The sequence below is a fragment of the Pseudomonas sp. 22072 genome, assembly GCF_052046095.1.
Classification (GTDB): Bacteria; Pseudomonadota; Gammaproteobacteria; order Pseudomonadales; family Pseudomonadaceae; genus Aquipseudomonas; species Aquipseudomonas paracarnis.
Map to the genome: position 1 here is coordinate 163,564 of NZ_JBQEQE010000009.1, position 23,427 is coordinate 186,990.

The following is a 23,427-nucleotide window of genomic DNA, read 5'->3' on the forward strand; positions in this document are numbered from 1 at the left end:
GACACCGTTCATATCGCCAAATCCTTCGTGTGCCCCAAAGACACTGTGTGCGTACGCGTCATGCCATGGTCATCCAGGGTGGTAAATCGCAGCGCGACCGTACCCTGCCCCCACGGCGCCGGGCCCTCCAGCACGATGCGGGCAACCGAGCGCGGCAACAGCATCGGCGGGGCCTCACTGTGGTACTCGACGCCATCGACGGTCAGCAACACGCTGGAAAGCGTCACATGAAAGGCACTGGGATTGCGCACCTGCAGGACCGGGCCGTCGCCTGCCAGGCGCCACTGCAACGTATCCACCGCCTGCTGCGCTTGGCCTGGCAACGCGTCCGGGCGCAGGAAGAGCTTGATCCGTGTGCGAAAGGCAAATTGCAGCTGGTTGCCGGTGTCGACAGACGGGCGGATCCCCAGCACATTCAGCCAGTACACCAACTCCTGAGGCACGGCCATGGCCTTGTCTTGGGTCGCGTGGTACATCACCCGCAATGCGCGGTGCTTGCCGGCATCCAGGCGCAGGATCGGCGGTGTCACCGTAAAGGGCACATCACTGGACTCGGGCGCGACCTGCGGGTCCCCCGCATCGATCCACACCTGGGCCAATCGCGGGCCGTCGGCCTCATTGTGCAGGTTGACCGTTACCCCAGCGGCGCTGGCCGGGTAAATGATGCGCGTGCGGTCAATGACGATTTCCCCATGGGCCAATACTGTCTGCACCGCCAGGGCCAGGCCAAGCAGCACGCGGAGCAATCGATGAGTCATCAACTGCGCTCCTCGTCCGCATCACCATGGTCGGCACATTGACTGACCAACTGGTCCGCGCTTTCCTGGCGTTGCTCGGGCCTGCGCGGCGGCAAACGGTAATGGATGAAGCACTGGTCAGCCGCCCCTGCATTCCAGCGCACCGTCAACCGCCCCTGGTCGGCAACCCCGCGCACAAAAGCCTTGCCAGCCTGGCCGATCACGCCGATTTCGACGCCGCGCTCGTCAAACACTTGCGCGGCAAATGGCAACGGCTTGCCACCCATATGAGTGGCCTTGATCACCACGGCACGGCCACTGACGGTCTCGAACCTGACCAGTGAGACGGCTCCCAGCGTCGGCACCACGGCGTGACTCGATTCCTTGAGTTCGACATCCATGGGCATGCCCTCGGGATCGATATCTACTTCATTGCGCTGATAAGCCCTGAGGGCTGGCAGCACCGCATAACCCTGCTTATCGATACGCGCCCCGCTGCTGCCGAGCCGGGCACCTTGTGCATCCGGCGCATACACCAGTGCCGAGGCTTCACCGAGGTTTTGCGCGAAAGTCACGCCACCCTCGTGGGCTATCAGCCCGCCATCGGCACTCATGGATAGTTGCGAACTGTCGCGGGCCTGGGCATAGCCGGCCCGCAGGCTTGCAGCCCGGCTGCGATAGCCCGCGTAGGCATTGAAGCTGGAGCCTTGCTGGTGGCCCGTGCCACGGCTGCCAGTCAGCCCGTAGCTGGCTTCACCGGTGTCACCCAGCAAACCATTGATTCCCACCTGATGCTGGCTGCCGCGTGAATCGCCAGCATCGTGCGACAGGCTGCTGCTCAGGGTTGGCGCACGCGTTCCTGCGCCCAATGGCATGGACAGTGTCAGAACCAGGTGATTATCCACGCGCCCGGCTTGCGCCGACCGGCCAAAAAAGATTTCGTCGCTGCGCTCGTGATCGTTCAATTGATGGGTTTCACTGACACGCGAGCGCTGCGCCGAAAGGTTCCAGTTGAGTGACTTCCAATTAGCCGCATAACTGAGGGTGAAGGATGTCTGGCGCCCTTGGCGGCCCGCCCAGTAGTCGATGGAGCTGCCATACAGGCTCAGCGAGCCTGCGCCCAACTGCTGGCTGATTGTCAGGTCGAGGCGGCTTTTCTGCCTCGCGTAACTGTTGATACTCCCGCCTTGGCGGGCCAGTTCCCGCACATTGAGCGCATCAGGCAGGTTCAGGTACCCGTCCGTGGAGAAACGATAGGCGCCCAGCGCAAAGTGCGTTCCCGAGAACGGCAGGTTCTTGTTATAGGCCAGGCCCCAGCTTTGCCCGCCGACTACGCCCAGCCCCAGAACTTGGGTGCGCGAGTGGGTGTTGTCGAGGGAGAACGCGCCAATCGGAGTACTCATCGCCAGGCCGGCCTTGGCCTGGCCGTAGCCTGGGGAAAGCGTACTGCCACCATAGGCGCTAATACGATCGCCCAGGCCATGCTGCAGCGTACCCTGCAAGATCAGCGGGCTGGCATCGCTGACGCCGTATTGCTGCAACTGCCCCAAGGTCACGCTGTAGTGGCTGGCACCGTCACGCAGCAGGTAAGGCACCACGGAGTAAGGCACCACGAAGCTGCTGCGCCGGCCGTCGACCTCGGTGACACTGACGTGCAGGTCGCCGCCATACCCGGTGGGGTACAGGTCATCGATGACAAACGGCCCCGGGGCCACTGTGGTTTCGTAAAGGGTGTAGCCGTTCTGGCGCACTGTCACCGTTGCATTGCTGTCGGCAATGCCTCGCACCTGAGGCGCATAGCCTTGTTGCGACTGGGCAAGCATGCGGTCATCGGTGGCCAGGGTGATGCCGCGTATACGCACACCGTCGAGGATCTGGCCACTGCTGAAGCTGTCGCCGACGGTCAGTTGTGAACGCCAGGCGGCAAGGGACCGTTGCAAGTAGGTGGCGGTGTGTTGATAACGCGCCAGGCCGCTACCGGATGCCCATGCCTGCCCACCCTGATGGCGCAGCCGCCAGTCGCCCAGGTTGAGGCCGCCGTTGAGGCCCAGGTAGCCACGATCCTCACCGGCGCCCGCTGTCGCCGTCGCGGCACTGAAGTTGTAGTTGAGCAGCGCGGCGTCAATGCCATTGTCCCATTCAGACGGGTCAATGGAGCCGCGCGCGGAACGGTTGATATAGATCTGCGGGATGCTGACATCCAGGGTCAGGGTCTCGATATCGACGCGGCTGCTGGCCATGGGTATCCACTCGGCAAAATCCCGGCAGGCATGCTCGGTGTTATCCGTCGGCGCCTGCACAGAAACCCCCAGTTGGCCAAGCTCGGCAGCGTTCAGGCACGGCTGGGCGTCGTCCTGTCCGGCAAGGGGGGCGAAGGTGATCTCGCGGCGCCCCATCGATTGCCCGTTGAGCATCACATCTACGCGGTAAACACCTGGCGCCAACACGTTGCTGGTATTGAAGCGTGAGATATCTGCCGAAGAGGACAGGCCGCTGGCGAACGCCTCGATGTCAAACACCAGTGGCGCGGCTTCTGCCGACATCAATAAGGTACTGAGCAGGCCCAGCCACAGCAGTAAGTTGGGGTTGGCAAACAGCCAGGCCGTAAAGCGGTGAACGGGTATTTGCAATAAGGCATACATGATCAGAACTTCAGGGGAGCACGCTGCGGCACGGAGAATGCGCCGTAATCATTGATGTATTTGAAATGCACCTGGGCGTCGGCGGGTATTGCTTGCGCGACATCCTTGACGGGCAGCTTCAGGCTGCCGCCGGGGGGCACCATGCCCTCTCCCGCCGGTAACAGGCGAGCACCCGGGCCCGAGCCCATGGCCAAGGCAACCTCATTGAAGGTCACGTGATAAGCCGATGGGTTGTGCACTTCCAGTAGCGGCCCCTGGGCACTCCGGTGCAGGGTCCAGCGTAAGTGGGTGGGCGCCTCGTCCGCGGAGCCCGGCAATTGGGCCGGGCGGAAAAACACTTTGGTGCGGATACGAAAAGCGAACTGCAGGTGGTTCGAAGGGGCCTCTTGCGGGCTGCCCGGTGCCACGTTGACCTTGGGCGGTATCTCCAGGGCGTTGAGCCAGAACAACGATTCGCGGTCATCCGGCAGTGGGTCCTGGGTATACACCAGTCGCACTACCTGGCTTTTGCCCGCGTCCATGCGAAACACAGGCGGCGACAGGCTGAACGGCACGTCGCTGCCGGTGGGGTCTTGCGCCGGGTCGCCCTGGTCCAGCCACACCTGGACCAGGCGCGGCGCTCGCTGATCGTCATTGGTCAGGCGCAGCGTGATTTCTCGACGCTGCTGCGGATAGATGTGCCGCGTGCCGTCGATCACTACGCCGGCGTGAGCGGCGGACAGCAACCCGACACTGGTCAGCAGTGCGCTCAGCAGGGGGGTCACTAGCAATGTCCGGGCAAGCATTTCGTCTGTCCTTGCCTGGCGCACGGCCAGGCAACGGGGCCTCGATCAGGGGAACGTCACCGAATACAGCACTTGCGTACTGACCGGGCCTGGCGTAGCAGTGCCCGTGGCAATGTATTGAGCAGCAAAGGGCAGCGACACCTCGCCGCTTGCCGGGACTTTCGCGGGGCTGGAGTTCTGGCCCAGGCGCAAATCCATGGGCTGGTGGGTGACGCCATCCACAAGTTGCACCTCAACGAGGGTGGCAGGCGTCGGCTTGGCGGGTGCCTGGTTGACCAGGTTACCGGTCGCCGGATTGATCGCGGGGCTGCTGCTCTCATACATCACGGCGACGGTCGTATCCTTCGGGCAGGAACCGACATGGATGTAATAGGGTTTCGCCCCGGCAGTCTGGCCGGGCGCCTTGAGCGCGCTGGCCTGGACCTTGTTGAGTGGCACCGAAAAGTCCGGGCTGGTGCCGGGCGCAGAGCCCGTGCCACCGCTGATGCTGCAAGTGGTGCCGGTGATTTCACCGGTCAAGGTGATCTTGCCGTCTGCGGCGACAACAGGCAAAGCGGCAACGCCGGTGACCGCCAGAAATACAACGGCCAATGCGATAGTTTTCATTACAGATACTTCCTCGTGAATGTCAGTGAAAGAGTTGCAAGCCATGACTCATCAATCGAAGGGCGAGACGCGGCCCTCCCGCCAAAATTGGGCTGAGCGGCTAAGAAAGAGGCTGTAGGGATTAAGGGCTACCGAGTCTCTTACGTTTTGCAATGAAGTTTATGTTGCCAAGTTGAAGTGCCCGCCACAACTGACCGAACGGCTAGGTCAGTAGGCGTTAAACAAGTGAGCAGCCCCGTGCAATGCCATCTATCATCGGCAGAGCCCACTCTCTTTTTCACGATTGACTGCTCCCATGCCCCTGACCGTCAAAGGCCCACGAAGCCGAGCCGCACGCTATTTCATCAGCACCCTGTGCGGGCTGCTGCCCATTCTGTTGGGGGTGGTAATTCTTTACTGGCAAGCCGAACGCACGCTCGAGCAAAGCACAGCGCAAACCGCTCAAGAAGCGGTGCGCCAGTTCGACCTGATGCTGGACAATACCGCCATCGCTGCCCAAGCTTTGCTGCCGCTGGCCGGTAAACCTTGTGACAGCGTCGCCAAGTTGGCGCTACGTGAACAAGTCACGCGCCGGCCGTTTGTGCGGGCCACGACGCTGTCCTGGCAGAAAAACATCTATTGCAGTTCGTTGTTTGGCGGTCGCTACCAATCGCCAGTCAACCCGGACGACTATGTCGATGGGCGCCTGTGGTTGATGAATGGCAACCCCGTTACACCCGATACCGCGCTATTGGTGTATCGCCTGGTGGAAGGCGATCAAGGCGCGTTTGCCTCGGTTGACGGTTACCACCTCACCAACGCCTTGCGCCTGATCAGCCGTTACGCGCACTTGGTATTGCACGTCGGCCCGAACTGGCTGGATGCCGACGGCAAGGTGCATCAAGGCGCGCTGCCGGTATTTGCCGTGGCGCCACAACGCCTGGCTTCCGAGCGCTATCAATACAGTGTCGAGGCCGGGATGCCCGAGGGTGAAGTCTGGCGCTACATGCAGGCGCGGTATCCAGCGCTGTTCAGCCTGGTGGTGTTCTTCGGGATATTGGCGGGGCTGCTCGCTCACTGGCTGCAAAAACGCTCGTCCGCGCCGACCCACGAGTTACAACGCGCCTTGGGAGCCAATGAGTTCATCCCGTATTTCCAACCGGTGGTACGGGGTGACACACGCCAATGGGCCGGCTGTGAGGTCCTGATGCGCTGGAAGCATCCCAAAGAAGGCCTGGTGCGCCCGGACCTGTTTATTCCCCTGGCCGAAGACTCTGGCCTGATCGTGCCGATGACCCGTGCCCTGCTGCGCCAGACCGCCGTGCAATTGGCGCCCCATGCCGCACGCTTCAGCCCTGGCTTTCATATTGGCGTGAACATCACAGCGCGCCATTGCCAGGACATGGCGCTGGTGCAGGACTGTCGGGAATTCCTCGCCGCGTTCCCACCCGGCCAGGTCACCCTGGTGCTGGAGTTGACCGAGCGGGAACTGATCGAACCCACCGAGACCACCCGCAGCCTGTTCGAGGCGCTGCATCAAATGGGGGTCATGATCGCCATTGATGACTTCGGCACCGGCCACTCCAGCTTGGGATATTTGCGCAATTTCAATGTCGACTACTTGAAGATCGATCAAAGCTTTGTCGCCATGATCGGTGCGGATGCGCTGTCGCGGCATATTCTAGACAGCATCATAGAGTTGTCGGTCAAGCTGGATCTAGGCATTGTTGCCGAAGGCGTGGAAACAGCCCAACAGTGTGAATACCTCGTTGCCCAGGGCGTGGATTTCCTACAGGGTTACCTGTTTGGTCGACCATTACCCTGCGATGAATTCATTAAGTCGTTGGGTATCGTTGAATAGCCGTGTACCACCTACCATGAAAGATTGGTCTTTCTTTAAAAGACATGATTTACTCGAGATGAATTAACTACTACAATTTTTTCTGCCTGTGCAGAACTCGCAGAAGGGTCTTTTTCGTTGACGTGGCTTAACGTTCTTGGCTTATAGCTTTGTCTGCAGTTGATATCAGCAACTACATTATTGGAGTATAGATTTTGTCCAGACTCGCCGAATTTCGCGCAGCAGAAAAAGCCCTTCAAGAGCAGCTTGCCCAGCTGGAATCCTTGAAGAACGACGCTGGCCTGAAGAAAGAAATCGAATTCGAAGAAAAGCTCAAGACGCTGATGGGCAAATACGACAAAAGCCTGCGCGATGTGATCGCCATCCTCGATCCAGCGCCACGCAAAGGCGGCGCACCGGCCGCCGCGGCGCCAAAACAGCGCCGCGCACGGGTGGTCAAGGTTTACCACAACCCGCACACCGGCGAGCTGATCGAGACCAAAGGTGGCAACCACCGCGGCCTCAAAGCCTGGAAAGAGCAGTACGGCGCCGCCACTGTAGACTCCTGGCTTCGCGGCTGAAACATGTACTAAAAAATAGCCCCGCATACGCGGGGTTTTTTTTGCTCTAACGGTTCGGAATCGAACTTAACTCAGGGTTCGTATTGTTCAAATTCGCTCAGCTTGAACCTGTCAAAGTTTCAGACTGTTGCGCACCAGACTGACTTCCTCCTTGCTCGCCTCGTACGCTTGCGCCTGGCCTGCGTATGAAAAAACATAGGCTTTGTCGACATCCAGCGCACCGACTAATGTTTGCGACAATACGTGTCGACCGTTCTCGGTAATCACACAGGTAGTTTCCAGCGCATCAAGACGACTCAATGTCGTGGGGTGCATTTTGCTGCACACGCTTTGATAACCGCCACGGGCAAAGTCTTTCTGGATCGACTTGCGCATCTCCAGCAACACGCCGGGAAGATTAACTTTATGGCCGGCCTCAATCGGCGTTCCGGTCAACTCCATCACCATCAACGTGGCGCCATTTTCATCATTCTTGATCGCTCGCTGCCGGGACACTGCTTGGGGTTTGACAGGGAGTTCGCCGTCAGGCACGACTTCTTCGACCTGCCAACCGCTGGGCCAATGGACTTCCGGCTCGGCTGCCAACACAAACGAGCTGTTCAACAACACGCACACAGCACTCAACAGTGGCCTACGAAACTCGATCATTGCAAAAACACCCAAGGTTCCAGCGGCAAAGTGTGCGGCCCGGCACGCGCTGACTGCAAGGGTTGGGCGCGCTTTTTCATTTGGCGCAGCCCGTGCGGCTTGCGTATCATGGCCCGCCTGCATGGACGCAGGCCGCAAGCCAATGGACCGCTCATCTCACATTTTTTCTGGAGGGCCCATGAGCCTGCACGAATTGAACACCTTCCCGGGCGTCACTGCCCAACCCGACAACGCCACGGCGAACTTTGTGTTCAACCACACCATGTTGCGGGTCAAGGACATCACCAAGTCGCTGGACTTCTACACGCGCATCCTGGGTTTCTCCCTGGTCGAGAAACGTGACTTCCCGGAAGCCGAATTCAGCCTGTACTTCCTGGCCCTGGTGGACAAGGCCCAGATCCCGGCCGACGCGGCCGAGCGCACTCAGTGGATGAAGTCGATTCCGGGCATTCTCGAACTGACCCACAACCACGGCACCGAAAACGATGCCGACTTTGCCTACCACAACGGCAACACCGACCCGCGTGGTTTTGGTCATATCTGCATCTCGGTGCCGGACATTGTCGCGGCGTGCGAACGTTTCGAAGCCTTGGGTTGCGACTTCCAGAAACGCCTGACGGATGGCCGTATGAAGAGCCTCGCGTTCATCAAAGACCCGGATGCTTATTGGGTGGAGATCATCCAGCCGGCGCCGATGTCATAAGCACTGCGTGACGGGGAGCGTCACCGGATGCATTCCCATGCGGAGCGTGGGAACGAGAATCCCGCGCCGGGCGTGGGAACGAGAAAAACCCCATGATCGCTCATGGGGTTTTTTATTTGCAGCTCAGGACTACGCCGGAGCAGAGGTGCGGATCAAGTGATCGAACGCGCTCAACGAAGCCTTGGCGCCCTCGCCTACTGCTATCACGATCTGCTTGTACGGCACAGTCGTTACGTCACCGGCGGCGAACACGCCAGGCAGTGAAGTCTCGCCACGGGCATCGACAATGATCTCGCCACGCGGCGACAGCTCTACGCTGCCTTTGAGCCAGTCGGTGTTGGGCAGCAAGCCAATCTGCACAAAGATGCCTTCCAGGTCGATGGTCTTGAACTCACCAGTGTCGCGGTCCTTGTAGGCAAGGCCGGTGACTTTCTGACCATCGCCTTTGACCTCACTGGTCAGCGCGCTGGTGATCACATCCACGTTCGGCAGGCTGTAGAGCTTGCGTTGCAACACGGCATCGGCGCGCAGCTTGCTGTCGAATTCAAGCAAGGTGACATGGCTGACGATACCGGCCAGGTCAATGGCCGCTTCTACGCCGGAGTTACCGCCGCCGATCACCGCCACACGCTTGCCCTTGAACAGCGGGCCATCGCAATGCGGGCAGAAGCACACGCCCTTGGCCTTGTATTCCTGCTCACCGGGCACACCCATCTCTCTCCAGCGCGCGCCTGTCGCCAAGATCACGGTCTTGGACTTGAGGGTCGCACCGCTTTCGAAGCGAATTTCGTGCAGCTCACCGGCATTTTTTGCCGGAATCAAGCTACTGGCGCGTTGCAGGTTCATGATATCCACGTCGTACTGACGCACATGGGCTTCCAGTGCGCTGGCCAGTTTCGGCCCTTCGGTTTCCTGTACCGAGATAAAGTTCTCGATGGACATGGTGTCCAGCACCTGGCCACCAAAGCGTTCAGCCGCCACACCGGTACGAATACCTTTACGTGCCGCATAGATGGCAGCCGAAGACCCGGCCGGGCCACCGCCAACTACCAGGACGTCGAAGGCATCCTTGGCGCTGATTTTCTCCGCGGCTTTCTCGATACCGCTGGTGTCGAGCTTGGCGAGGATTTCTTCAAGGCCCATACGGCCCTGGCCAAAGTTGACCCCGTTCAAGTAGACACTCGGGACCGCCATGATCTGGCGCTCATCGACTTCAGCCTGGAACAGCGCGCCATCAATCGCAACGTGGCGGATGTTCGGGTTCAGCACGGCCATCAGGTTCAGCGCCTGGACCACGTCCGGGCAGTTCTGGCACGACAGCGAGAAGTAAGTCTCGAAGCTGAACTCGCCTTTGAGGGCGCGGATCTGTTCAATCACTTCGACACTGGCCTTCGACGGGTGGCCACCGACTTGCAGCAGGGCCAGCACCAGCGAAGTGAATTCATGGCCCATGGGGATACCGGCGAAACGCAGGCTGATCTCGGCACCCGGGCGGTTGATGGAAAACGATGGCTTGCGCGCATCATTGCCATCGGTGTTCAGAGTAATCAGCGTGGAGAGGCTGGTTACGTCCTGCAAAAGAGCAAGCATTTCCTGGGATTTCGCACCGTCGTCGAGGGAGGCGACGATCTCGATCGGCTGGGTGACCCGTTCCAGGTATGACTTCAACTGAGCTTTAAGATTGGCGTCCAACATACGGGCGATTTCCTGTTCATTCGGTTTATTGCAGACAAAAAAACGCCCGAGCGAATCTCGCCCGGGCGTTTTGAGGGCGGATGCAGCTTACTTAAGTGCGGATACCCGCCCTTGATACGCGTTCACAGACTTAGATCTTGCCGACCAGGTCCAGAGACGGGGCCAGAGTGGCCTCGCCTTCTTTCCACTTGGCTGGGCATACTTCACCCGGGTGGGCGGCAACGTACTGAGCAGCCTTGATCTTGCGCAGCAGCTCGGAAGCGTCACGGCCTACACCACCGTCGTTCAGTTCAACGATCTTGATCTGACCTTCTGGGTTGATCACGAAGGTGCCGCGGTCTGCCAGGCCAGCTTCTTCGATCAGTACGTCGAAGTTGCGGGAGATGGTCAGGGTTGGGTCGCCGATCATGGTGTACTGGATTTTGCCGATGGCTGGCGAAGTGTTGTGCCAGGCAGCGTGGGCGAAGTGGGTGTCGGTGGAAACGCTGTAGATTTCGACGCCCAGCTTCTGGAATTCGGCGTAGTTGTCAGCCAGGTCTTCCAGTTCGGTCGGGCAGACGAAGGTGAAATCGGCTGGGTAGAAGAAGACAACCGACCACTTGCCTTTCAGGTCAGCGTCGGTCACATCGACGAAGCTGCCGTTTTTGAAAGCGGTGGCTTTAAACGGTTTTACTTGGCTGTTGATGATAGGCATCGTTGACTCTCCGTCAGGGGTTAAGAAGTTGATGAGGTGAATCCTACCGGCTCTCTCGGTCGATGGCTCATTGGCAAACCTGATGCTGACGATTGGGTTTCTCTATCAGGTGACGCTATTAATAGAAAAAATCTCAAATCAGCGGTTGTGTTGCCAGGGTCATGCCTAGAAACGGCGTCGCTTCAACATAGCGCATCGCAGATTTCATGTCGTTCCAGCCGACGTAACTCATCAGCGACTTCAAATCCCAACCACTTCGATGCGCCCAAGTGGCGAAACCCCGACGCAGGGAGTGGCTGGTGTATTGATCGGCGGGGATGCCTGCGCGCTCAAGGGCCTGGCGCAATAACGGGATCACACTGTTGGGGTGCAAGCCCTCCTCACCCAGGTTGCCCCAGCGGTCAATGCCGCGAAACACCGGGCCGCGCACCAGCGCCGAGGCGCTGAGCCACTCGCTATAAGCCTGCACCGGGCACAGCCGCAGCAACGCTGGGGTCTGGTAGGTTTTGCCGAGGTTGTCACGGTCACTTTTACTGCGTGGCAAGTACAGGCTGATGCCTGCGCCTGGCACGGCTTGCACGTGCTCAATGCTTAATCGGCACAGCTCATCACTGCGAAAGCCGCGCCAGAAGCCCAGCAGAATCAGCGCAGCGTCGCGCTTGGCCCGCAGCAAGCGCGGCTGGTCGTGACGCTCGCTGGCCTGTTTGGCTTCAATGTCCAGGGCAGCGATTACTTGCTCCAACTGCGTGAGCTGCAAAGGCTCGGCCTGCCGCTCCCGCGCCGGGTGCACAGCGCGGATGCCCTTGAGCACCTTGCGTACCACCGGCGCCTTCGTCGGGTCGGCAAACCCTTGGCTGGTATGCCATTGCGCCAAGGCCGAGAGCCGCAGTTTCAAGGTGTTGACGGCCAATACCCCGGCATGCGCCACGAGGTAGCGCGCCACACTCTCGCTGGTGGCCGGCAGGAACCCTCCCCAACTGACTTCGAAATGCTCGATCGCCGCGCGGTAGCTGCGGCGCGTGTTGTCGCGAGTGGCGGCGTTGAGATATCGGTCGAGGTCGCTCATAGGCGTGTTTTCGTACTGCTGAAGGGGTGGATGGCTGATGAAAATGCTTATGACACGGGATAATACGCCAATATCCCATCTGTTAAATCATGAATTTCAACCAGTTTTCAATCATGATATAGTATGTATATACATACCACGTACCACAGTACTAAATCGACGGAGACCCCATGGCTCGCGGCGGCATAAACAAAGCAGTAGTGCAAACGGCACGCCTGGCGATCCTCGCCCGTGGCGAAAACCCCAGCATCGATGCGGTGCGTATCGAAATGGGCAATACCGGCTCGAAAACCACCATTCATCGCTATTTGAAAGAGCTGGACGAAAGCGAGACGCGCCAGACCATCACCCAAGCACCGATTGATGATGAGCTGGGCGAGCTAGTCGCCCGCCTGTCCCAACGCCTGAAAGAGAAGGCCCAAGAGCCGATCGACCTGGCCCTGGCGCAATTCGAGCAACAAAAAGCCGCCCTGCTCGCCCAGGTAGAAACCCTGGAAGAAGCGCACACCCAGCTCAAACAGCAATTTGATATCCAGGCCGCTGCCCTCGCTGAAGAAAGCGCGGCGCTGCAAACCGCCAGCACCAGCCTGCAGACCGAGCAAACCCGTAACGCCGGGTTGAGCCAGGCGTGCAGCGACTACGAGCTGAGGCTCAACGACAAAGACGAGCAGATTCGCTCACTGGAAGAAAAACACCTGCACGCCCGCGATGCGCTTGAGCATTACCGCACTGCCATCAAGGAGCAGCGCGAGCAGGAACAGCGTCGCCATGAGGGCCAGTTGCAACAGGTACAGGCCGAATTGCGTCAGGCGCAGCAAAGCGCACTGGTGCGCCAGGACGAAATCACCCAACTGCATCGCGACAACGAGCGCCTGCTGAGTGAGCAGCGAGTGACAACCAAGGAATTGAAAGCGCTGCAGGAGCAAGCTCGCCAGGACCAGGCGCTACAGCTGAAACTCAAGGAGCAGCTCAGCCAGATCGACAGCGAGCGCACCCTGCTCCAGGAACGCCTGCGGGTTGCCGTGCTGGACAGCCAATCGCGCCAAGCATCACTGCTGGAGTATCAGCAGCACAACAAGGCGCTTGAGCTGGACCTGGTCAAGGCCCAGGCAAGCATCGAAGCCCTGCGCTTGGCGACCGTCGTTGCAACGGCGCCAGAGGCAGCAGAGCCAACCTGATCAGTCCGCTACAGGCGTGCGCATGGTGACGAATTCTTCCGCCGCCGTAGGATGCACGCCGATAGTTTCATCGAAATGCTGCTTGGTCGCGCCCGCCTTGAGCGCGATCGCCAGCCCTTGCACGATCTCACCCGCATCCGGACCGACCATGTGGCAACCCAGTACTTTGTCGGTGTCGGCGTCGACCACCAGCTTCATCAAGGTCTTTTCCTGGCAATCGGTCAGGGTCAGCTTCATCGGCCGGAACCGGCTTTCAAAGATCTGCACGTTGTGGCCATTTTTGCGTGCATCCTCTTCTGTCAGGCCGACTGTGCCGATATTCGGCAGGCTGAATACCGCCGTCGCGATATTGGCGTAATCCACCGGGCGGTATTGCTCGGGCTTGAACAACCGCCGCGCCACGGCCATGCCTTCAGCCAGGGCCACCGGCGTCAGCTGCACACGACCAATCACATCGCCAATCGCCAGGATCGACGGCTCGGCGGTCTGATAGAGATCATCCACCGCGACGAAACCGCGCTCGTCCAGTTTGACCCCGGTATTTTCCAGGCCCAGGTTATCCAGCATTGGACGGCGGCCAGTGGCGTAGAACACGCAATCGGCTTCCAGCACGCGGCCATCCTTCAAAGTGGCCTTGAGGCTGCCGTCGGCCTGTTTGTCGATGCGCTCGATGTCGGCATTGAACTGCAAGTCCAGGCCGCGCTTGGTCAGCTCTTCTTGCAGGTGTTTGCGCACCGAACCGTCAAAGCCGCGCAAGAACAAGTCACCGCGATACAGCAATGAGGTTTGCGCGCCCAAGCCGTGGAAGATGCCCGCGAACTCAACGGCGATATAACCACCACCCACTACCAGCACGCGCTTGGGCAGCTCTTTAAGGAAGAACGCCTCGTTCGAGCCAATGGCGTGCTCGCGCCCTGGAATCTCAGGGATCTGCGGCCAGCCGCCGGTGGCGATCAGGATGTGCCTGGCAGTGAAGCGCTCACCGTTGATCTCCACCTGATGGGCATCGACCAGGCGTGCATGCCCTTCATGCAGGGTCACGCCGCTGTTGACCAACAGGTTGCGATAGATACCGTTGAGGCGGTTGATCTCACGATCCTTGTTGGCGATCAGGGTCGCCCAATCAAAGTTCGCCTCGCCCAGGGACCAGCCAAAGCCGCTGGCCTGTTCAAAATCTTCGGCAAAATGCGCGCCGTACACCAACAGCTTCTTTGGCACGCAGCCGACGTTCACACAGGTGCCGCCCAGGTAGCGGCTCTCGGCCACAGCCACCTTGGCGCCAAAGCCCGCGGCAAAGCGCGCCGCGCGAACACCGCCGGAACCGGCGCCAATTACATACAGGTCAAAATCGTAGGCCATTTCACTCTCCTCGGCAGTACACCAGCATACCGACTTACATGGGGCTGAAAAACGAAAAAGCCACCCGAAGGTGGCTTTCGCTTAAAACGTGCCGGCAAGCGTGGATCAGTAAGCCTTGCCCGTCTTGTAGAAATGCTCGTAGCAGAAGTTGGTCGCTTCGATGTAGCCCTCAGCGCCGCCGCAGTCGAAACGCTGGCCCTTGAACTTGTAGGCAATCACGCAGCCGTCTTTGGCTTGCTTGAGCAGAGCGTCGGTGATCTGGATCTCGCCACCCTTGCCTGGCTCGGTTTCTTCGATCAGCTTGAAGATGTCCGGCGTGAGGATGTAACGACCGATGATCGCCAGGTTCGATGGCGCGTCTTCCGGCGCTGGCTTCTCGACCATGTCACGTACGCGGATCAGGCCATCGCCAATATCGTCACCGGCGATAACACCGTACTTATTGGTTTCGGTTGGGTTGACTTCCATCACCGCAACGATGGTGCAACGGTATTTCTGGTAGAGCTTGACCATCTGGGTCAGCACACCGTCGCCTTCCAGGTTGACGCACAAGTCGTCCGCCAGGACCACGGCAAAGGGTTCGTCACCAATCAGCGGGCGACCGGTAAGGATGGCATGGCCGAGACCTTTCATCTGAGTCTGACGGGTGTAGGAGAACGAGCACTCGTCGAGCAGTTTACGGATACCGACCAAGTATTTTTCCTTGTCGGTGCCCTTGATCTGGTTTTCCAGCTCATAGCTGATGTCGAAGTGGTCTTCCAGCGCGCGCTTGCCACGACCCGTGACGATGGAGATCTCGTTCAAACCGGCATCCAGAGCCTCTTCCACACCGTACTGAATCAGTGGCTTGTTCACCACTGGCAGCATTTCTTTGGGCATGGCTTTGGTCGCTGGCAAGAAGCGAGTGCCGTAACCGGCTGCTGGGAACAAGCATTTCTTGATCATATGAGTCCTTACAAAGGGCTGTGCGTACGGAATTCGGCGCAGTCTAATCAGGCCGCAGTCACCTTACAATGGGGTTCTGCTGGCGTTGCGATGTCATCATAGAGAAAAAATGTCGGCGTAAGTTCCGCTGATCCTGCAATGGGTGTCACCAACGGTTGGTCAGAACTCGCGTCGACCCCTTGTTTGAAAGGGCTGCAATGGTTTTAGCACGCTTTTGCACCCCTGGCACTGACCCGCAACAACTTGCGCCCTGCCCCGGCATTTGGCGCTATCATGGGCGCCTTGAACCAAGACCACGAGATTGCCAACAGATGTCAGAACCAAAAGGTGTAAACGGCTACCTGATCACTAAGCGAGCAGACGGCTGGCACTTGATCAATTTTCACGGTGACAGCGTTGCCGGCGTATTCGAGTCCGAAAGCATGGCGATCGCCGTCGCCGAAGTGTTTGTGGATGAGGCAGGCCATGCATCGAGCAAGCGGCCGAAAACCAAGTAAGCCTCTTTGCACTGCTTTGAAAGCCCCGTTAAACGGGGCTTTTTTGTTTGTCTGTACCTAGATGGCAGTTCGCTATAATCTTCAACAACGCCACGACAGTGTCAGCGCGCCCTTCCAATACCCTCGATGACGACCCCCTCTATGAAAAAAATCCTGGCACTGACCGCGGTACTGGCACTCGCCGGCTGCACCACCGCCTCCGACACCCTGCTGAAAAATGGCGAGCAAGGCCTGACCATCGACTGCTCGGGCGAGGCCAATTCATGGGCCAGTTGCTACGAGAAGGCGGACGCCTCCTGCGCGGGCACCGGTTACCGCATCGTCGGCACCAATGGCACGCCGGCACTCAAGGAAAGCGACAAGACCCTGGGCCAGGACGTGGGCAACTTCAAAGGCCGCAGCGTGGTGGTGGTCTGCAAGTAACGTTGCTACAGGTGCACTTCAGCGAACTTGATCCCCAGGCCCCGCAGGATTTCGATCAGGTCATCCAGGCGAGCAAATGATTCGACCTCATCCTGCTCGTCCACCAGGAAGTAGCTGCGCCCGCCGCTCTTCTTGAAAAATACGATCCACTCGCCCAGATCGGCGGGGTTCTGGATGACATGGGTGGCCGAGATCTGCCCTTCGGCATGGCGGGCTTTGACGTGTTCTCGTTTCATAACGGGCTTTCCAGAAAAACAAATGCCGCTCAAACCCCGGGCTTGAGCGGCATCTTTATAGTGAATGCCCGACAGTTTAACGGATGCATACCGTCCCTGCAGGGTAAGGGCTTTTTTTATCGGGTGTGAGGGATGAGTCTGGAGCTCAACCGGAAATGCATTCTTCCCCAGCCTTCTTCACGTCGCCCGGGCGGATCGGCACATTGGACATGCTTTCATAAAGCTTGATGCTGCTACCGCTGGAGCGGTCTTCGATTTCAAAGATCGCCGACGGGTCTGCCGAGAACTTCTGCGGCACGATCACCTGAATGCCGTCTTTATGGGGCTCGATCTGCGGCGGCCGACGGGTCGCCTCCAATTTGCGCACCACGCACGCCGCATATTCCTGCGGCTTCTTCCCTGAGATGACCACCAATGTTGGCGGGGTCTGCTTGATATCTGCAACCGAAGCACACCCACCTATTGCCAAGGCCAGCACCAACACACTCCACTTCATACAAAAACCTCCGATAAAGACCCTACGACAGCGGGGATGGTAATTTTCTCCCACCAACGTAGGATTTATCTGTGATAACTCGGTAAATAACTGTTTTAAATTGTCGAAGTCGTCGACGACGGCCCGATAATAAACGCGCTGGGGCTGATAAACTCCATCTTAACCTACGTATCGTTCTGATTTTTCAGAAAAAGCCCTTCTGGAGACACCCCATGAAATTCATCCACCAGCGTGAGCACCTCAACGAGGGAGACATTGTCGTCATCGAATGCTCGCAGACCTGCAATATTCGCCTGATGAGCGATGCGAACTTTCGCAGCTTCAAAAATGGCGGCCGCCATACCTACCACGGCGGCGCATTTGATAAATTCCCGGCCAAGATCACCGCGCCCAGCACCGGGTTCTGGAACATCACCCTGGATGTGGTGACCCGTCGCGCCATCAGCGTGACCCGTAAGCCTGCGCTGTCCCACAAGATCCGTATCGTTCGTCGTACCAGCAGCAAGCTGAGCTGACCTGAACACCTGACAGGAAAAAAGCTGTGACCACCACAACCAAATACGTCATCAAGTACAAGCTCAACGGCGAACGCCGCTTTGAATTTGCCCAATTGCACAACAACAGCATCGAAGAAGCCAAGCAAGCCTTGGCAAAAATTCATGATGCCAGCGACGAAATCACCGACATCAACGTGAGCAAGGCGCTGTAAGCCATGCCTGGCCCTACCGCCGATTTGTTTGCCGACGAGGCCCTGCAACAGCCTGCCGGGCGCGAGCAAATTGGCGAAGAGTCCTATGTACTAAGGGGCTATGCCCTGCCCTGGATCGAGCGGTTATTGCCTGAACTGCGGCGTGTCCTGGCTCAATCACCGTTTCGGCAGATGGTCACCCCCGGCGGCTTTACCATGTCTGCGGCGCTGAGCAGTTGCGGCGAGCTGGGCTGGACCACCGACGCCCATGGCTATCGCTACAGCCCACTCGACCCGCGCAGCCAGCAACCTTGGCCCGTCATGCCCGACACATTGCGCCAACTGGCGGTGGCTGCGGCTACCGAGGCCGGCTTTGGCGGTTTTCAACCCGATGCCTGCTTGATCAACCGTTACGTACCGGGGGCGAAGATGTCCCTGCATCAGGATAAGAACGAGCGCAGCTACAGCGCGCCCGTGGTGTCGGTGTCCCTGGGGCTGCCGGCGATTTTCCTGTTCGGTGGCCATGCGCGCAGCGACAAAACCCAAAAGGTCTCGCTGTTTCATGGTGATGTGGTGGTGTGGGGCGGCGTTGATCGCCTGCGCTTTCATGGCGTGATGCCGATCAAGGACGGCGTGCATCCGGTCATGGGCCCGCAGCGCATCAACCTGACCTTTCGCACCGCCGGATAATTTGACCGCAAGCTTCGGAGTGTCGATTGCGAGCGGCAGGCTTAATCTGCTCCTGAACCGTCAAGAGTGCAGGCCATGAACAACGAACACGATCCGCGCTGGGCTGCCATTATTGCCCGTGATGCCAAGGCCGACGCCTTGTTTGTCTACGGCGTGAAAACCACCGGCGTGTATTGCCGCCCCAGCAGCGCTTCGCGTTTGCCGCGCCCGGAGAATGTCGAGTTTTTCGACACGCCGGCGCAGGCCGAAGCCGCCGGTTATCGTCCCAGTAAACGCTCTGCCGGCGACCAGACCCAGTTGGCCGCTCACCATGGGCAATTGGTGGCCGAGGCCTGCCGGCAAATCGAACAGGCCGAAACCCCGCCTAGCCTGGACATGCTGGCCCGATGCGCCGGGCTGAGTCCCTTTCACTTCCACCGCGTATTCAAAGCCAATACCGGGTTGACCCCCAAGGGTTACGCCAGCGCCCTGCGTTCGCGCAGAGTGCGCGACGGCCTCAAGGGCCAGCATTCGGTGACGGACACCCTGTATGACGCGGGCTTTAATTCCAATAGCCGCTTTTATGAAGCCGCCGACCAAGTGCTCGGCATGAGACCTGGAGACTACAAAGGCGGCGGCGCCAATAACACCATCCGCTTTGCCGTTGGCCAGTGCTCGCTGGGGGCGATTCTGGTGGCGCAAAGCCAACGTGGCGTGTGTGCGATTTTATTGGGTGATGATCCGGACAAACTGGTGCGCGACCTGCAAGACCAGTTTCCCAAGGCTGAGTTGATCGGCGCGGATCAGGGTTTCGAACAACTGGTGGCCCACGTCGTCGGCTTTGTCGAGGCCCCTGCCTTGGGCCTGGATTTGCCCTTGGACCTGCGCGGCACAGCCTTTCAGGAGCGGGTGTGGCAGGCGTTGCGCGAAATCCCTGCGGGCAGCACCGCCAGCTATGCGCAGATTGCCGAGCGTATCGGTGCCCCCTCCTCCTTTCGCGCCGTGGCCCAGGCTTGCGGTGCCAACCACCTGGCGGTGGCGATTCCCTGTCATCGCGTGGTGCGCAGCAATGGCGAGCTGTCGGGCTACCGCTGGGGCGTAGAGCGCAAGCGCCAGTTACTCGAGCGCGAAACCCAGCCCCACAAAACGCCGCTTCCGTCCAGTGAATAAAACAGACTGGCCGGGTGCTGATTGCCCTGCTAAAACAGCGAAAAGCCCTACTAACGCTGGAGAAGCACCCCATGAGCACCTGGCCATACACCCGCATTCTTGACCTGTTGGGCATTGAGGTGCCGATCATCCAGGCGCCGATGGCTGGCGCGACGACCACCGCCATGGTCATCGCCGCCCAGCAAGCCGGAGCCCTGGGCTCGATGCCTGCGGCGGCGCTGAGCCTGGAGCAACTGCGCGATGCCTTGGCTCTCATTCGCCAGGCCAGTCATGCGCCGCTGAACATCAACTTCTTCTGCCATCAACCGCCCGATGCCGATGACGCGCGGGACCAGGCTTGGAAGGCCTTGCTGCAACCTTACTACCATGAGCTGGGCGCCGACTTCGATGCGCCAACCCCGGTGTCCAACCGCGCGCCGTTCAATGACGCAGCCTGCCAGGTAGTGGAAGCGTTTCGGCCAGAAGTGGTGAGCTTTCATTTTGGCCTGCCAGAGAAGTCTTTGCTGGACCGGGTAAAAGCCACCGGTGCCAAGGTGCTGTCATCGGCCACCACTGTCGAGGAAGCCGTGTGGCTGGAACAGCACGGCTGCGACGCGATTATCGCCATGGGCATCGAAGCTGGTGGGCATCGTGGCCTGTTTCTCAGCGATGACCTCAACAGCCAGATCGGCTTGATGGCGCTGCTACCGCAGATTGTCGACGCGGTCAGCGTGCCGGTGATTGCTGCGGGCGGAATCGGCGATGCGCGCGGCATCGTCGCCGCCTTTGCGCTGGGCGCTTCGGCAGTGCAGGTCGGCACGGCATACCTGTTCACACCCGAAGCTACGGTAAGCGCCTCCCATCACCATGCGCTGCGCCATGCCCAAGCCAGCGAAACCGCGCTGACCAACCTGTTTACCGGCCGCCCGGCGCGGGGCATCGTCAACCGGGTGATGCGTGAGCTCGGCGCAATCAATCCAGCGGCGCCGGCGTTCCCCAAAGCTGGAGGCGCATTAATGCCGCTCAAGGCCAAGGATGAAGCCGGTTTCAGTAACCTGTGGGCAGGCCAGGCCCTGAGGCTCGGCAAAGACCTGTCCACCTATGACCTGACCCGCGAATTGGCCGAGCACGCGCTAGCCAGATTCACCCGCGACTGACCTGCGCAGCAACTTGGTGCTATACCGGCAATAGCCTACCGCTATATATTCCCATACATAGCGGTAAGCCTCTTTACCTACAACCTGCCGTACACCTTCAAGGAGTTGCTTCATGATGACCCGCGTTTCGCGCCTGGCCCCCCTGCTTGCCGCCTTTGCCTTGGGTACGGCCCATGCCGATGAAGTGCAGGTGGCCGTGGCCGCCAACTTCACCGCCCCGATCCAGGCGATTGCCGCCGACTTCGAGAAAGACACCGGCCATAAACTGGTCGCGGCTTACGGTGCCACCGGGCAGTTCTACACTCAGATCAAGAACGGCGCGCCATTTGAGGTGTTCCTCAGCGCCGATGACACCACCCCGCAAAAACTCGAAAGCGAAGGCGCTACCGTCAAGGGTTCACGCTTCACCTACGCGGTCGGCACCCTGGCGCTGTGGTCGGCCAAAGAAGGCTATGTGGATGCCAAGGGTGATGTGCTGAAGAAAAACCAATTCAAGCACTTGTCCATCGCCAACCCCAAAACAGCGCCCTACGGCCTGGCCGCCACCCAATTGCTGGCCAGGGAAAGCTTGAGCGACCAGGTCAAGGACAAGCTCGTCGAGGGCCAGAACATCACCCAGGCTTATCAGTTTGTGTCCACCGGTAACGCCGAGCTGGGTTTTGTGGCCTTGTCGCAGATCTACAAAGACGGCAAAGTCACCGGCGGTTCGGCGTGGATTGTTCCGGCCTCCCTGCATGACCCGATCAAACAGGACGCCGTAATCCTCAATAAGGGCAAGGACAGCGCCGCCGCCAAGGCTCTGGTGGACTACCTCAAAGGCCCGAAAGCGGCTGCCGTTATCAAATCCTACGGTTACGAGCTGTAAATGCCCCTGACGAGTGCTGATTTTTCTGCGATCTGGTTGACCCTCAAACTGGCCTCACTGACCACCCTGATCCTATTGATCATCGGCACACCGATCGCCCTGTGGCTGTCGCGCACCCGTTCCAAGTGGCGCGGCCCCATCGGCGCAGTGGTCGCACTGCCGTTGGTGTTGCCGCCAACGGTCATCGGCTTCTATTTACTGTTGGCCATGGGGCCCAACGGGTACGTCGGCCAGTTCACCCAGTGGCTGGGCCTGGGCACCCTCACCTTCAGTTTCGCCGGGCTGGTGATTGGCTCGGTGATCTACTCCATGCCCTTCGTGGTGCAGCCGTTGCAGAATGCGTTTTCTAGCATCGGCACGCGCCCGCTGGAAGTGGCCGCGACCTTGCGCGCCAACCCGTGGGACACGTTTTTCACGGTGATCCTGCCGCTGGCACGCCCTGGGTTTATCACCGCCTCGATCCTGGGCTTTGCCCATACCGTCGGTGAGTTCGGCGTGGTGCTGATGATCGGCGGCAATATCCCGGACAAGACCCGTGTCGTCTCGGTGCAGATCTACGACCACGTCGAAGCCATGGAATATGCCCAGGCCCATTGGCTGGCCGGGGCCATGGTGGTGTTCGCCTTCCTCGTGTTGCTGGCGCTCTATTCCAGCCGTAAAACCAAGATGGGCTGGAGCTGATCGCGATGATGGATATACGCCTGCACCTGAAGTATTGCGCCTTCACACTGGATGTTGACCTGCAATTACCCGGCCGTGGCGTGAGCGCGCTGTACGGGCATTCTGGCTCCGGCAAGACCACGTGCCTGCGCTGCATCGCCGGATTGGAACGCGCCGAACACGGTTTTGTACAAGTCAACGGCGAGGTCTGGCAAGACAGCAGCAAAGGGATGTTTGTACCGCCGCATAAACGCGCTCTGGGCTATGTGTTCCAGGAGGCGAGCCTGTTTGCGCACCTGTCGGTGCGCGCCAATCTGGAGTTCGGCCTCAAACGTATTCCGCGCCCGCAACGGCGCGTGGACTTGGCGCAGGCCACCGAACTGTTGGGCATCGGGCACTTGCTTGAGCGTCACCCGCAACACTTGTCCGGCGGCGAGCGCCAACGCATCGGCATCGCCCGCGCCTTGCTCACCAGCCCCAAGTTGTTGTTGATGGATGAACCACTGGCGGCCCTGGACAGCCAGCGCAAAAGCGAGATATTGCCTTACCTGGAACGCCTGCACGACGAGCTGGATATCCCGGTGCTGTACGTCAGCCATGCCCAGGACGAAGTGGCGCGACTGGCCGACCATATTGTCTTGCTCAGCGACGGCAAGGCCCTGGCCAGCGGCCCGATCGGCGAGACCCTGGCGCGCCTCGACCTGCCCTTGGCGCTGGGCGACGATGCCGGCGTGGTGATCGCCGGCAGCGTCGTTGCCTACGACGCGCACTATCAGTTGCTCACTCTGCAGTTGCCCGATTGCCCGTTGCAGATGCGCGTGGCCCATGTCCCGCTGGCGGTGGGCAGCCCGCTGCGGGTCAAGGTCCAGGCACGGGATGTAAGCCTGAGCCTGCAGGCCCAGGAACACAGCAGCATCCTCAACCGCTTGCCGGTGACCGTCACCCAGACTATTGGCGCGGACAACAGCGCCCACGTGCTGGTGCGCCTCGACGCCGGCGGCACGCCCTTGCTGGCACGCATCACGCGCTTCTCACACGACCAGTTGCAACTGCATCCGGGCCAGACACTGTGGGCGCAAATCAAGGCGGTGGCGGTGCTGGCTTAACCATTTGGCACGACCGCAGGGTG

At 59.7% G+C, this 23,427-nt stretch carries 26 protein-coding genes; 14 read left to right on the forward strand and 12 right to left on the reverse strand.

The genetic code is table 11. The features are described 5' to 3' along the window. Nucleotides 1-8: 8 nt before the first annotated feature. The 4 genes from ACTJLA_RS12200 to ACTJLA_RS12215 all read right to left on the reverse strand — a co-directional run bounded on the left by ACTJLA_RS12200 (nucleotide 9) and on the right by ACTJLA_RS12215 (nucleotide 4,770). The gene (locus tag ACTJLA_RS12200; protein WP_054919065.1) at nucleotides 9-758 is read right to left on the reverse strand and encodes a fimbrial biogenesis chaperone; all 750 of its coding nucleotides are present in this window, start codon (nucleotides 756-758) and stop codon (nucleotides 9-11) included. Further along, on the reverse strand, nucleotides 758-3,379 hold the full coding sequence (locus tag ACTJLA_RS12205) for a fimbria/pilus outer membrane usher protein (RefSeq protein WP_200583362.1): 2,622 nt from the start codon (nucleotides 3,377-3,379) through the stop codon (nucleotides 758-760). Before ACTJLA_RS12205 ends, ACTJLA_RS12200 begins: the two co-directional genes overlap by 1 nt. Before the next feature lie 2 nt (nucleotides 3,380-3,381). Continuing rightward, on the reverse strand, nucleotides 3,382-4,143 hold the full coding sequence (locus tag ACTJLA_RS12210; RefSeq protein WP_262020300.1) for a fimbrial biogenesis chaperone: 762 nt from the start codon (nucleotides 4,141-4,143) through the stop codon (nucleotides 3,382-3,384). Between the two features lie 66 nt (nucleotides 4,144-4,209). Next, nucleotides 4,210-4,770, reverse strand: a complete 561-nt coding sequence (locus ACTJLA_RS12215; RefSeq protein ID WP_054898434.1) for a fimbrial protein — start codon at nucleotides 4,768-4,770, stop codon at nucleotides 4,210-4,212. A gap of 295 nt (nucleotides 4,771-5,065) precedes the next feature. Between ACTJLA_RS12215 and ACTJLA_RS12220 the strand changes: the two genes are divergently transcribed. Together ACTJLA_RS12220 and ACTJLA_RS12225 are read left to right on the forward strand one after the other, a co-directional pair. Beyond that, nucleotides 5,066-6,610 carry an EAL domain-containing protein gene (locus ACTJLA_RS12220; protein WP_054919068.1) on the forward strand — a complete coding sequence of 515 codons (1,545 nt, stop codon included), beginning with the start codon at nucleotides 5,066-5,068 and terminating at the stop codon, nucleotides 6,608-6,610. 194 nt (nucleotides 6,611-6,804) lie between these two features. Continuing rightward, nucleotides 6,805-7,170, forward strand: a complete 366-nt coding sequence (locus tag ACTJLA_RS12225) for a histone-like nucleoid-structuring protein, MvaT/MvaU family (RefSeq protein ID WP_014718508.1) — start codon at nucleotides 6,805-6,807, stop codon at nucleotides 7,168-7,170. 111 nt (nucleotides 7,171-7,281) lie between these two features. On the opposite strand, the gene ACTJLA_RS12230 is transcribed toward ACTJLA_RS12225, so the two are convergent. Next, on the reverse strand, nucleotides 7,282-7,818 hold the full coding sequence (locus ACTJLA_RS12230) for a DUF4946 domain-containing protein (RefSeq protein ID WP_054898433.1): 537 nt from the start codon (nucleotides 7,816-7,818) through the stop codon (nucleotides 7,282-7,284). Between the two features lie 178 nt (nucleotides 7,819-7,996). Between ACTJLA_RS12230 and gloA the strand changes: the two genes are divergently transcribed. After that, nucleotides 7,997-8,521, forward strand: coding sequence for a lactoylglutathione lyase (gloA, locus tag ACTJLA_RS12235; protein ID WP_054898432.1), 525 nt, complete (start codon nucleotides 7,997-7,999; stop codon nucleotides 8,519-8,521). A gap of 129 nt (nucleotides 8,522-8,650) precedes the next feature. Here gloA and ahpF read toward each other — a convergent pair whose 3' ends face one another. The 3 genes from ahpF to ACTJLA_RS12250 form a co-directional block, all read right to left on the reverse strand. Then, entirely contained in the window at nucleotides 8,651-10,216 is a 1,566-nt protein-coding gene (gene ahpF, locus ACTJLA_RS12240) for an alkyl hydroperoxide reductase subunit F (RefSeq protein ID WP_034127491.1), read from the reverse strand. A gap of 130 nt (nucleotides 10,217-10,346) precedes the next feature. Next, entirely contained in the window at nucleotides 10,347-10,910 is a 564-nt protein-coding gene (gene ahpC / locus ACTJLA_RS12245; RefSeq protein WP_003191303.1) for an alkyl hydroperoxide reductase subunit C, read from the reverse strand. Nucleotides 10,911-11,043: 133 nt separating this feature from the next. Beyond that, nucleotides 11,044-11,976, reverse strand: a complete 933-nt coding sequence (locus tag ACTJLA_RS12250; RefSeq protein ID WP_072446581.1) for a site-specific integrase — start codon at nucleotides 11,974-11,976, stop codon at nucleotides 11,044-11,046. A gap of 170 nt (nucleotides 11,977-12,146) precedes the next feature. Here ACTJLA_RS12250 and ACTJLA_RS12255 point away from each other — a divergent pair, with 170 nt between their 5' ends. Beyond that, nucleotides 12,147-13,154: a DNA-binding protein gene (locus ACTJLA_RS12255; RefSeq protein ID WP_054898429.1), complete on the forward strand. Its 1,008-nt coding sequence runs from the start codon at nucleotides 12,147-12,149 to the stop codon at nucleotides 13,152-13,154. On the opposite strand, the gene gorA is transcribed toward ACTJLA_RS12255, so the two are convergent. Together gorA and galU are read right to left on the reverse strand one after the other, a co-directional pair. Beyond that, nucleotides 13,155-14,513: a glutathione-disulfide reductase gene (gene gorA / locus ACTJLA_RS12260; RefSeq protein WP_054898428.1), complete on the reverse strand. Its 1,359-nt coding sequence runs from the start codon at nucleotides 14,511-14,513 to the stop codon at nucleotides 13,155-13,157. Between the two features lie 105 nt (nucleotides 14,514-14,618). Next, the gene (galU, locus tag ACTJLA_RS12265; protein ID WP_003173830.1) at nucleotides 14,619-15,458 is read right to left on the reverse strand and encodes a UTP--glucose-1-phosphate uridylyltransferase GalU; all 840 of its coding nucleotides are present in this window, start codon (nucleotides 15,456-15,458) and stop codon (nucleotides 14,619-14,621) included. A gap of 311 nt (nucleotides 15,459-15,769) precedes the next feature. Between galU and ACTJLA_RS12270 the strand changes: the two genes are divergently transcribed. Next, nucleotides 15,770-15,955 carry a hypothetical protein gene (locus ACTJLA_RS12270; protein ID WP_034127495.1) on the forward strand — a complete coding sequence of 62 codons (186 nt, stop codon included), beginning with the start codon at nucleotides 15,770-15,772 and terminating at the stop codon, nucleotides 15,953-15,955. Nucleotides 15,956-16,096: 141 nt separating this feature from the next. Next, the gene (locus ACTJLA_RS12275; protein WP_003191312.1) at nucleotides 16,097-16,378 is read left to right on the forward strand and encodes a hypothetical protein; all 282 of its coding nucleotides are present in this window, start codon (nucleotides 16,097-16,099) and stop codon (nucleotides 16,376-16,378) included. A 5-nt stretch (nucleotides 16,379-16,383) separates the two neighbouring features. On the opposite strand, the gene ACTJLA_RS12280 is transcribed toward ACTJLA_RS12275, so the two are convergent. Both ACTJLA_RS12280 and ACTJLA_RS12285 read right to left on the reverse strand, forming a co-directional pair. Continuing rightward, nucleotides 16,384-16,614, reverse strand: a complete 231-nt coding sequence (locus ACTJLA_RS12280; RefSeq protein ID WP_034127497.1) for a hypothetical protein — start codon at nucleotides 16,612-16,614, stop codon at nucleotides 16,384-16,386. Nucleotides 16,615-16,759: 145 nt separating this feature from the next. Next, on the reverse strand, nucleotides 16,760-17,110 hold the full coding sequence (locus tag ACTJLA_RS12285; RefSeq protein WP_003191317.1) for a hypothetical protein: 351 nt from the start codon (nucleotides 17,108-17,110) through the stop codon (nucleotides 16,760-16,762). A gap of 212 nt (nucleotides 17,111-17,322) precedes the next feature. Here ACTJLA_RS12285 and ACTJLA_RS12290 point away from each other — a divergent pair, with 212 nt between their 5' ends. From ACTJLA_RS12290 to modC, 8 genes are all read left to right on the forward strand, one after another. Continuing rightward, entirely contained in the window at nucleotides 17,323-17,625 is a 303-nt protein-coding gene (locus ACTJLA_RS12290; protein WP_003191319.1) for a DUF1883 domain-containing protein, read from the forward strand. A 26-nt stretch (nucleotides 17,626-17,651) separates the two neighbouring features. Beyond that, entirely contained in the window at nucleotides 17,652-17,819 is a 168-nt protein-coding gene (locus ACTJLA_RS12295) for a hypothetical protein (RefSeq protein ID WP_197900225.1), read from the forward strand. Between the two features lie 3 nt (nucleotides 17,820-17,822). Next, entirely contained in the window at nucleotides 17,823-18,488 is a 666-nt protein-coding gene (alkB, locus tag ACTJLA_RS12300) for a DNA oxidative demethylase AlkB (RefSeq protein WP_197900224.1), read from the forward strand. 75 nt (nucleotides 18,489-18,563) lie between these two features. Continuing rightward, nucleotides 18,564-19,637 carry a bifunctional DNA-binding transcriptional regulator/O6-methylguanine-DNA methyltransferase Ada gene (ada, locus tag ACTJLA_RS12305; protein WP_089041758.1) on the forward strand — a complete coding sequence of 358 codons (1,074 nt, stop codon included), beginning with the start codon at nucleotides 18,564-18,566 and terminating at the stop codon, nucleotides 19,635-19,637. A 71-nt stretch (nucleotides 19,638-19,708) separates the two neighbouring features. Further along, on the forward strand, nucleotides 19,709-20,773 hold the full coding sequence (locus tag ACTJLA_RS12310; protein WP_181124294.1) for an NAD(P)H-dependent flavin oxidoreductase: 1,065 nt from the start codon (nucleotides 19,709-19,711) through the stop codon (nucleotides 20,771-20,773). A gap of 112 nt (nucleotides 20,774-20,885) precedes the next feature. Continuing rightward, nucleotides 20,886-21,638 carry a molybdate ABC transporter substrate-binding protein gene (gene modA, locus ACTJLA_RS12315; protein ID WP_181124292.1) on the forward strand — a complete coding sequence of 251 codons (753 nt, stop codon included), beginning with the start codon at nucleotides 20,886-20,888 and terminating at the stop codon, nucleotides 21,636-21,638. Then, nucleotides 21,639-22,319 (forward strand): molybdate ABC transporter permease subunit, encoded by a 681-nt coding sequence (gene modB, locus ACTJLA_RS12320; protein WP_060764759.1) that lies wholly within the window; start codon nucleotides 21,639-21,641, stop codon nucleotides 22,317-22,319. Nucleotides 22,320-22,324: 5 nt separating this feature from the next. Then, the gene (gene modC / locus ACTJLA_RS12325) at nucleotides 22,325-23,404 is read left to right on the forward strand and encodes a molybdenum ABC transporter ATP-binding protein (protein WP_103299632.1); all 1,080 of its coding nucleotides are present in this window, start codon (nucleotides 22,325-22,327) and stop codon (nucleotides 23,402-23,404) included. Nucleotides 23,405-23,427 lie beyond the last annotated feature (23 nt).

Coding starts and splice junctions, on each gene's coding strand:
- ACTJLA_RS12200 (WP_054919065.1), bottom strand. CDS start 758: ATGACTCATCGATTGCTCCGCGTGCTGCTTGGCCTGGCCCTGGCGGTG.
- ACTJLA_RS12205 (WP_200583362.1), bottom strand. CDS start 3,379: ATGTATGCCTTATTGCAAATACCCGTTCACCGCTTTACGGCCTGGCTG.
- ACTJLA_RS12215 (WP_054898434.1), bottom strand. CDS start 4,770: ATGAAAACTATCGCATTGGCCGTTGTATTTCTGGCGGTCACCGGCGTT.
- ACTJLA_RS12220 (WP_054919068.1), top strand. CDS start 5,066: ATGCCCCTGACCGTCAAAGGCCCACGAAGCCGAGCCGCACGCTATTTC.
- ACTJLA_RS12230 (WP_054898433.1), bottom strand. CDS start 7,818: ATGATCGAGTTTCGTAGGCCACTGTTGAGTGCTGTGTGCGTGTTGTTG.
- gloA (WP_054898432.1), top strand. CDS start 7,997: ATGAGCCTGCACGAATTGAACACCTTCCCGGGCGTCACTGCCCAACCC.
- ahpF (WP_034127491.1), bottom strand. CDS start 10,216: ATGTTGGACGCCAATCTTAAAGCTCAGTTGAAGTCATACCTGGAACGG.
- ahpC (WP_003191303.1), bottom strand. CDS start 10,910: ATGCCTATCATCAACAGCCAAGTAAAACCGTTTAAAGCCACCGCTTTC.
- ACTJLA_RS12250 (WP_072446581.1), bottom strand. CDS start 11,976: ATGAGCGACCTCGACCGATATCTCAACGCCGCCACTCGCGACAACACG.
- ACTJLA_RS12255 (WP_054898429.1), top strand. CDS start 12,147: ATGGCTCGCGGCGGCATAAACAAAGCAGTAGTGCAAACGGCACGCCTG.
- gorA (WP_054898428.1), bottom strand. CDS start 14,513: ATGGCCTACGATTTTGACCTGTATGTAATTGGCGCCGGTTCCGGCGGT.
- galU (WP_003173830.1), bottom strand. CDS start 15,458: ATGATCAAGAAATGCTTGTTCCCAGCAGCCGGTTACGGCACTCGCTTC.
- ACTJLA_RS12270 (WP_034127495.1), top strand. CDS start 15,770: ATGTCAGAACCAAAAGGTGTAAACGGCTACCTGATCACTAAGCGAGCA.
- ACTJLA_RS12275 (WP_003191312.1), top strand. CDS start 16,097: ATGAAAAAAATCCTGGCACTGACCGCGGTACTGGCACTCGCCGGCTGC.
- ACTJLA_RS12280 (WP_034127497.1), bottom strand. CDS start 16,614: ATGAAACGAGAACACGTCAAAGCCCGCCATGCCGAAGGGCAGATCTCG.
- ACTJLA_RS12285 (WP_003191317.1), bottom strand. CDS start 17,110: ATGAAGTGGAGTGTGTTGGTGCTGGCCTTGGCAATAGGTGGGTGTGCT.
- ACTJLA_RS12290 (WP_003191319.1), top strand. CDS start 17,323: ATGAAATTCATCCACCAGCGTGAGCACCTCAACGAGGGAGACATTGTC.
- alkB (WP_197900224.1), top strand. CDS start 17,823: ATGCCTGGCCCTACCGCCGATTTGTTTGCCGACGAGGCCCTGCAACAG.
- ada (WP_089041758.1), top strand. CDS start 18,564: ATGAACAACGAACACGATCCGCGCTGGGCTGCCATTATTGCCCGTGAT.
- ACTJLA_RS12310 (WP_181124294.1), top strand. CDS start 19,709: ATGAGCACCTGGCCATACACCCGCATTCTTGACCTGTTGGGCATTGAG.
- modA (WP_181124292.1), top strand. CDS start 20,886: ATGATGACCCGCGTTTCGCGCCTGGCCCCCCTGCTTGCCGCCTTTGCC.
- modB (WP_060764759.1), top strand. CDS start 21,639: ATGCCCCTGACGAGTGCTGATTTTTCTGCGATCTGGTTGACCCTCAAA.
- modC (WP_103299632.1), top strand. CDS start 22,325: ATGATGGATATACGCCTGCACCTGAAGTATTGCGCCTTCACACTGGAT.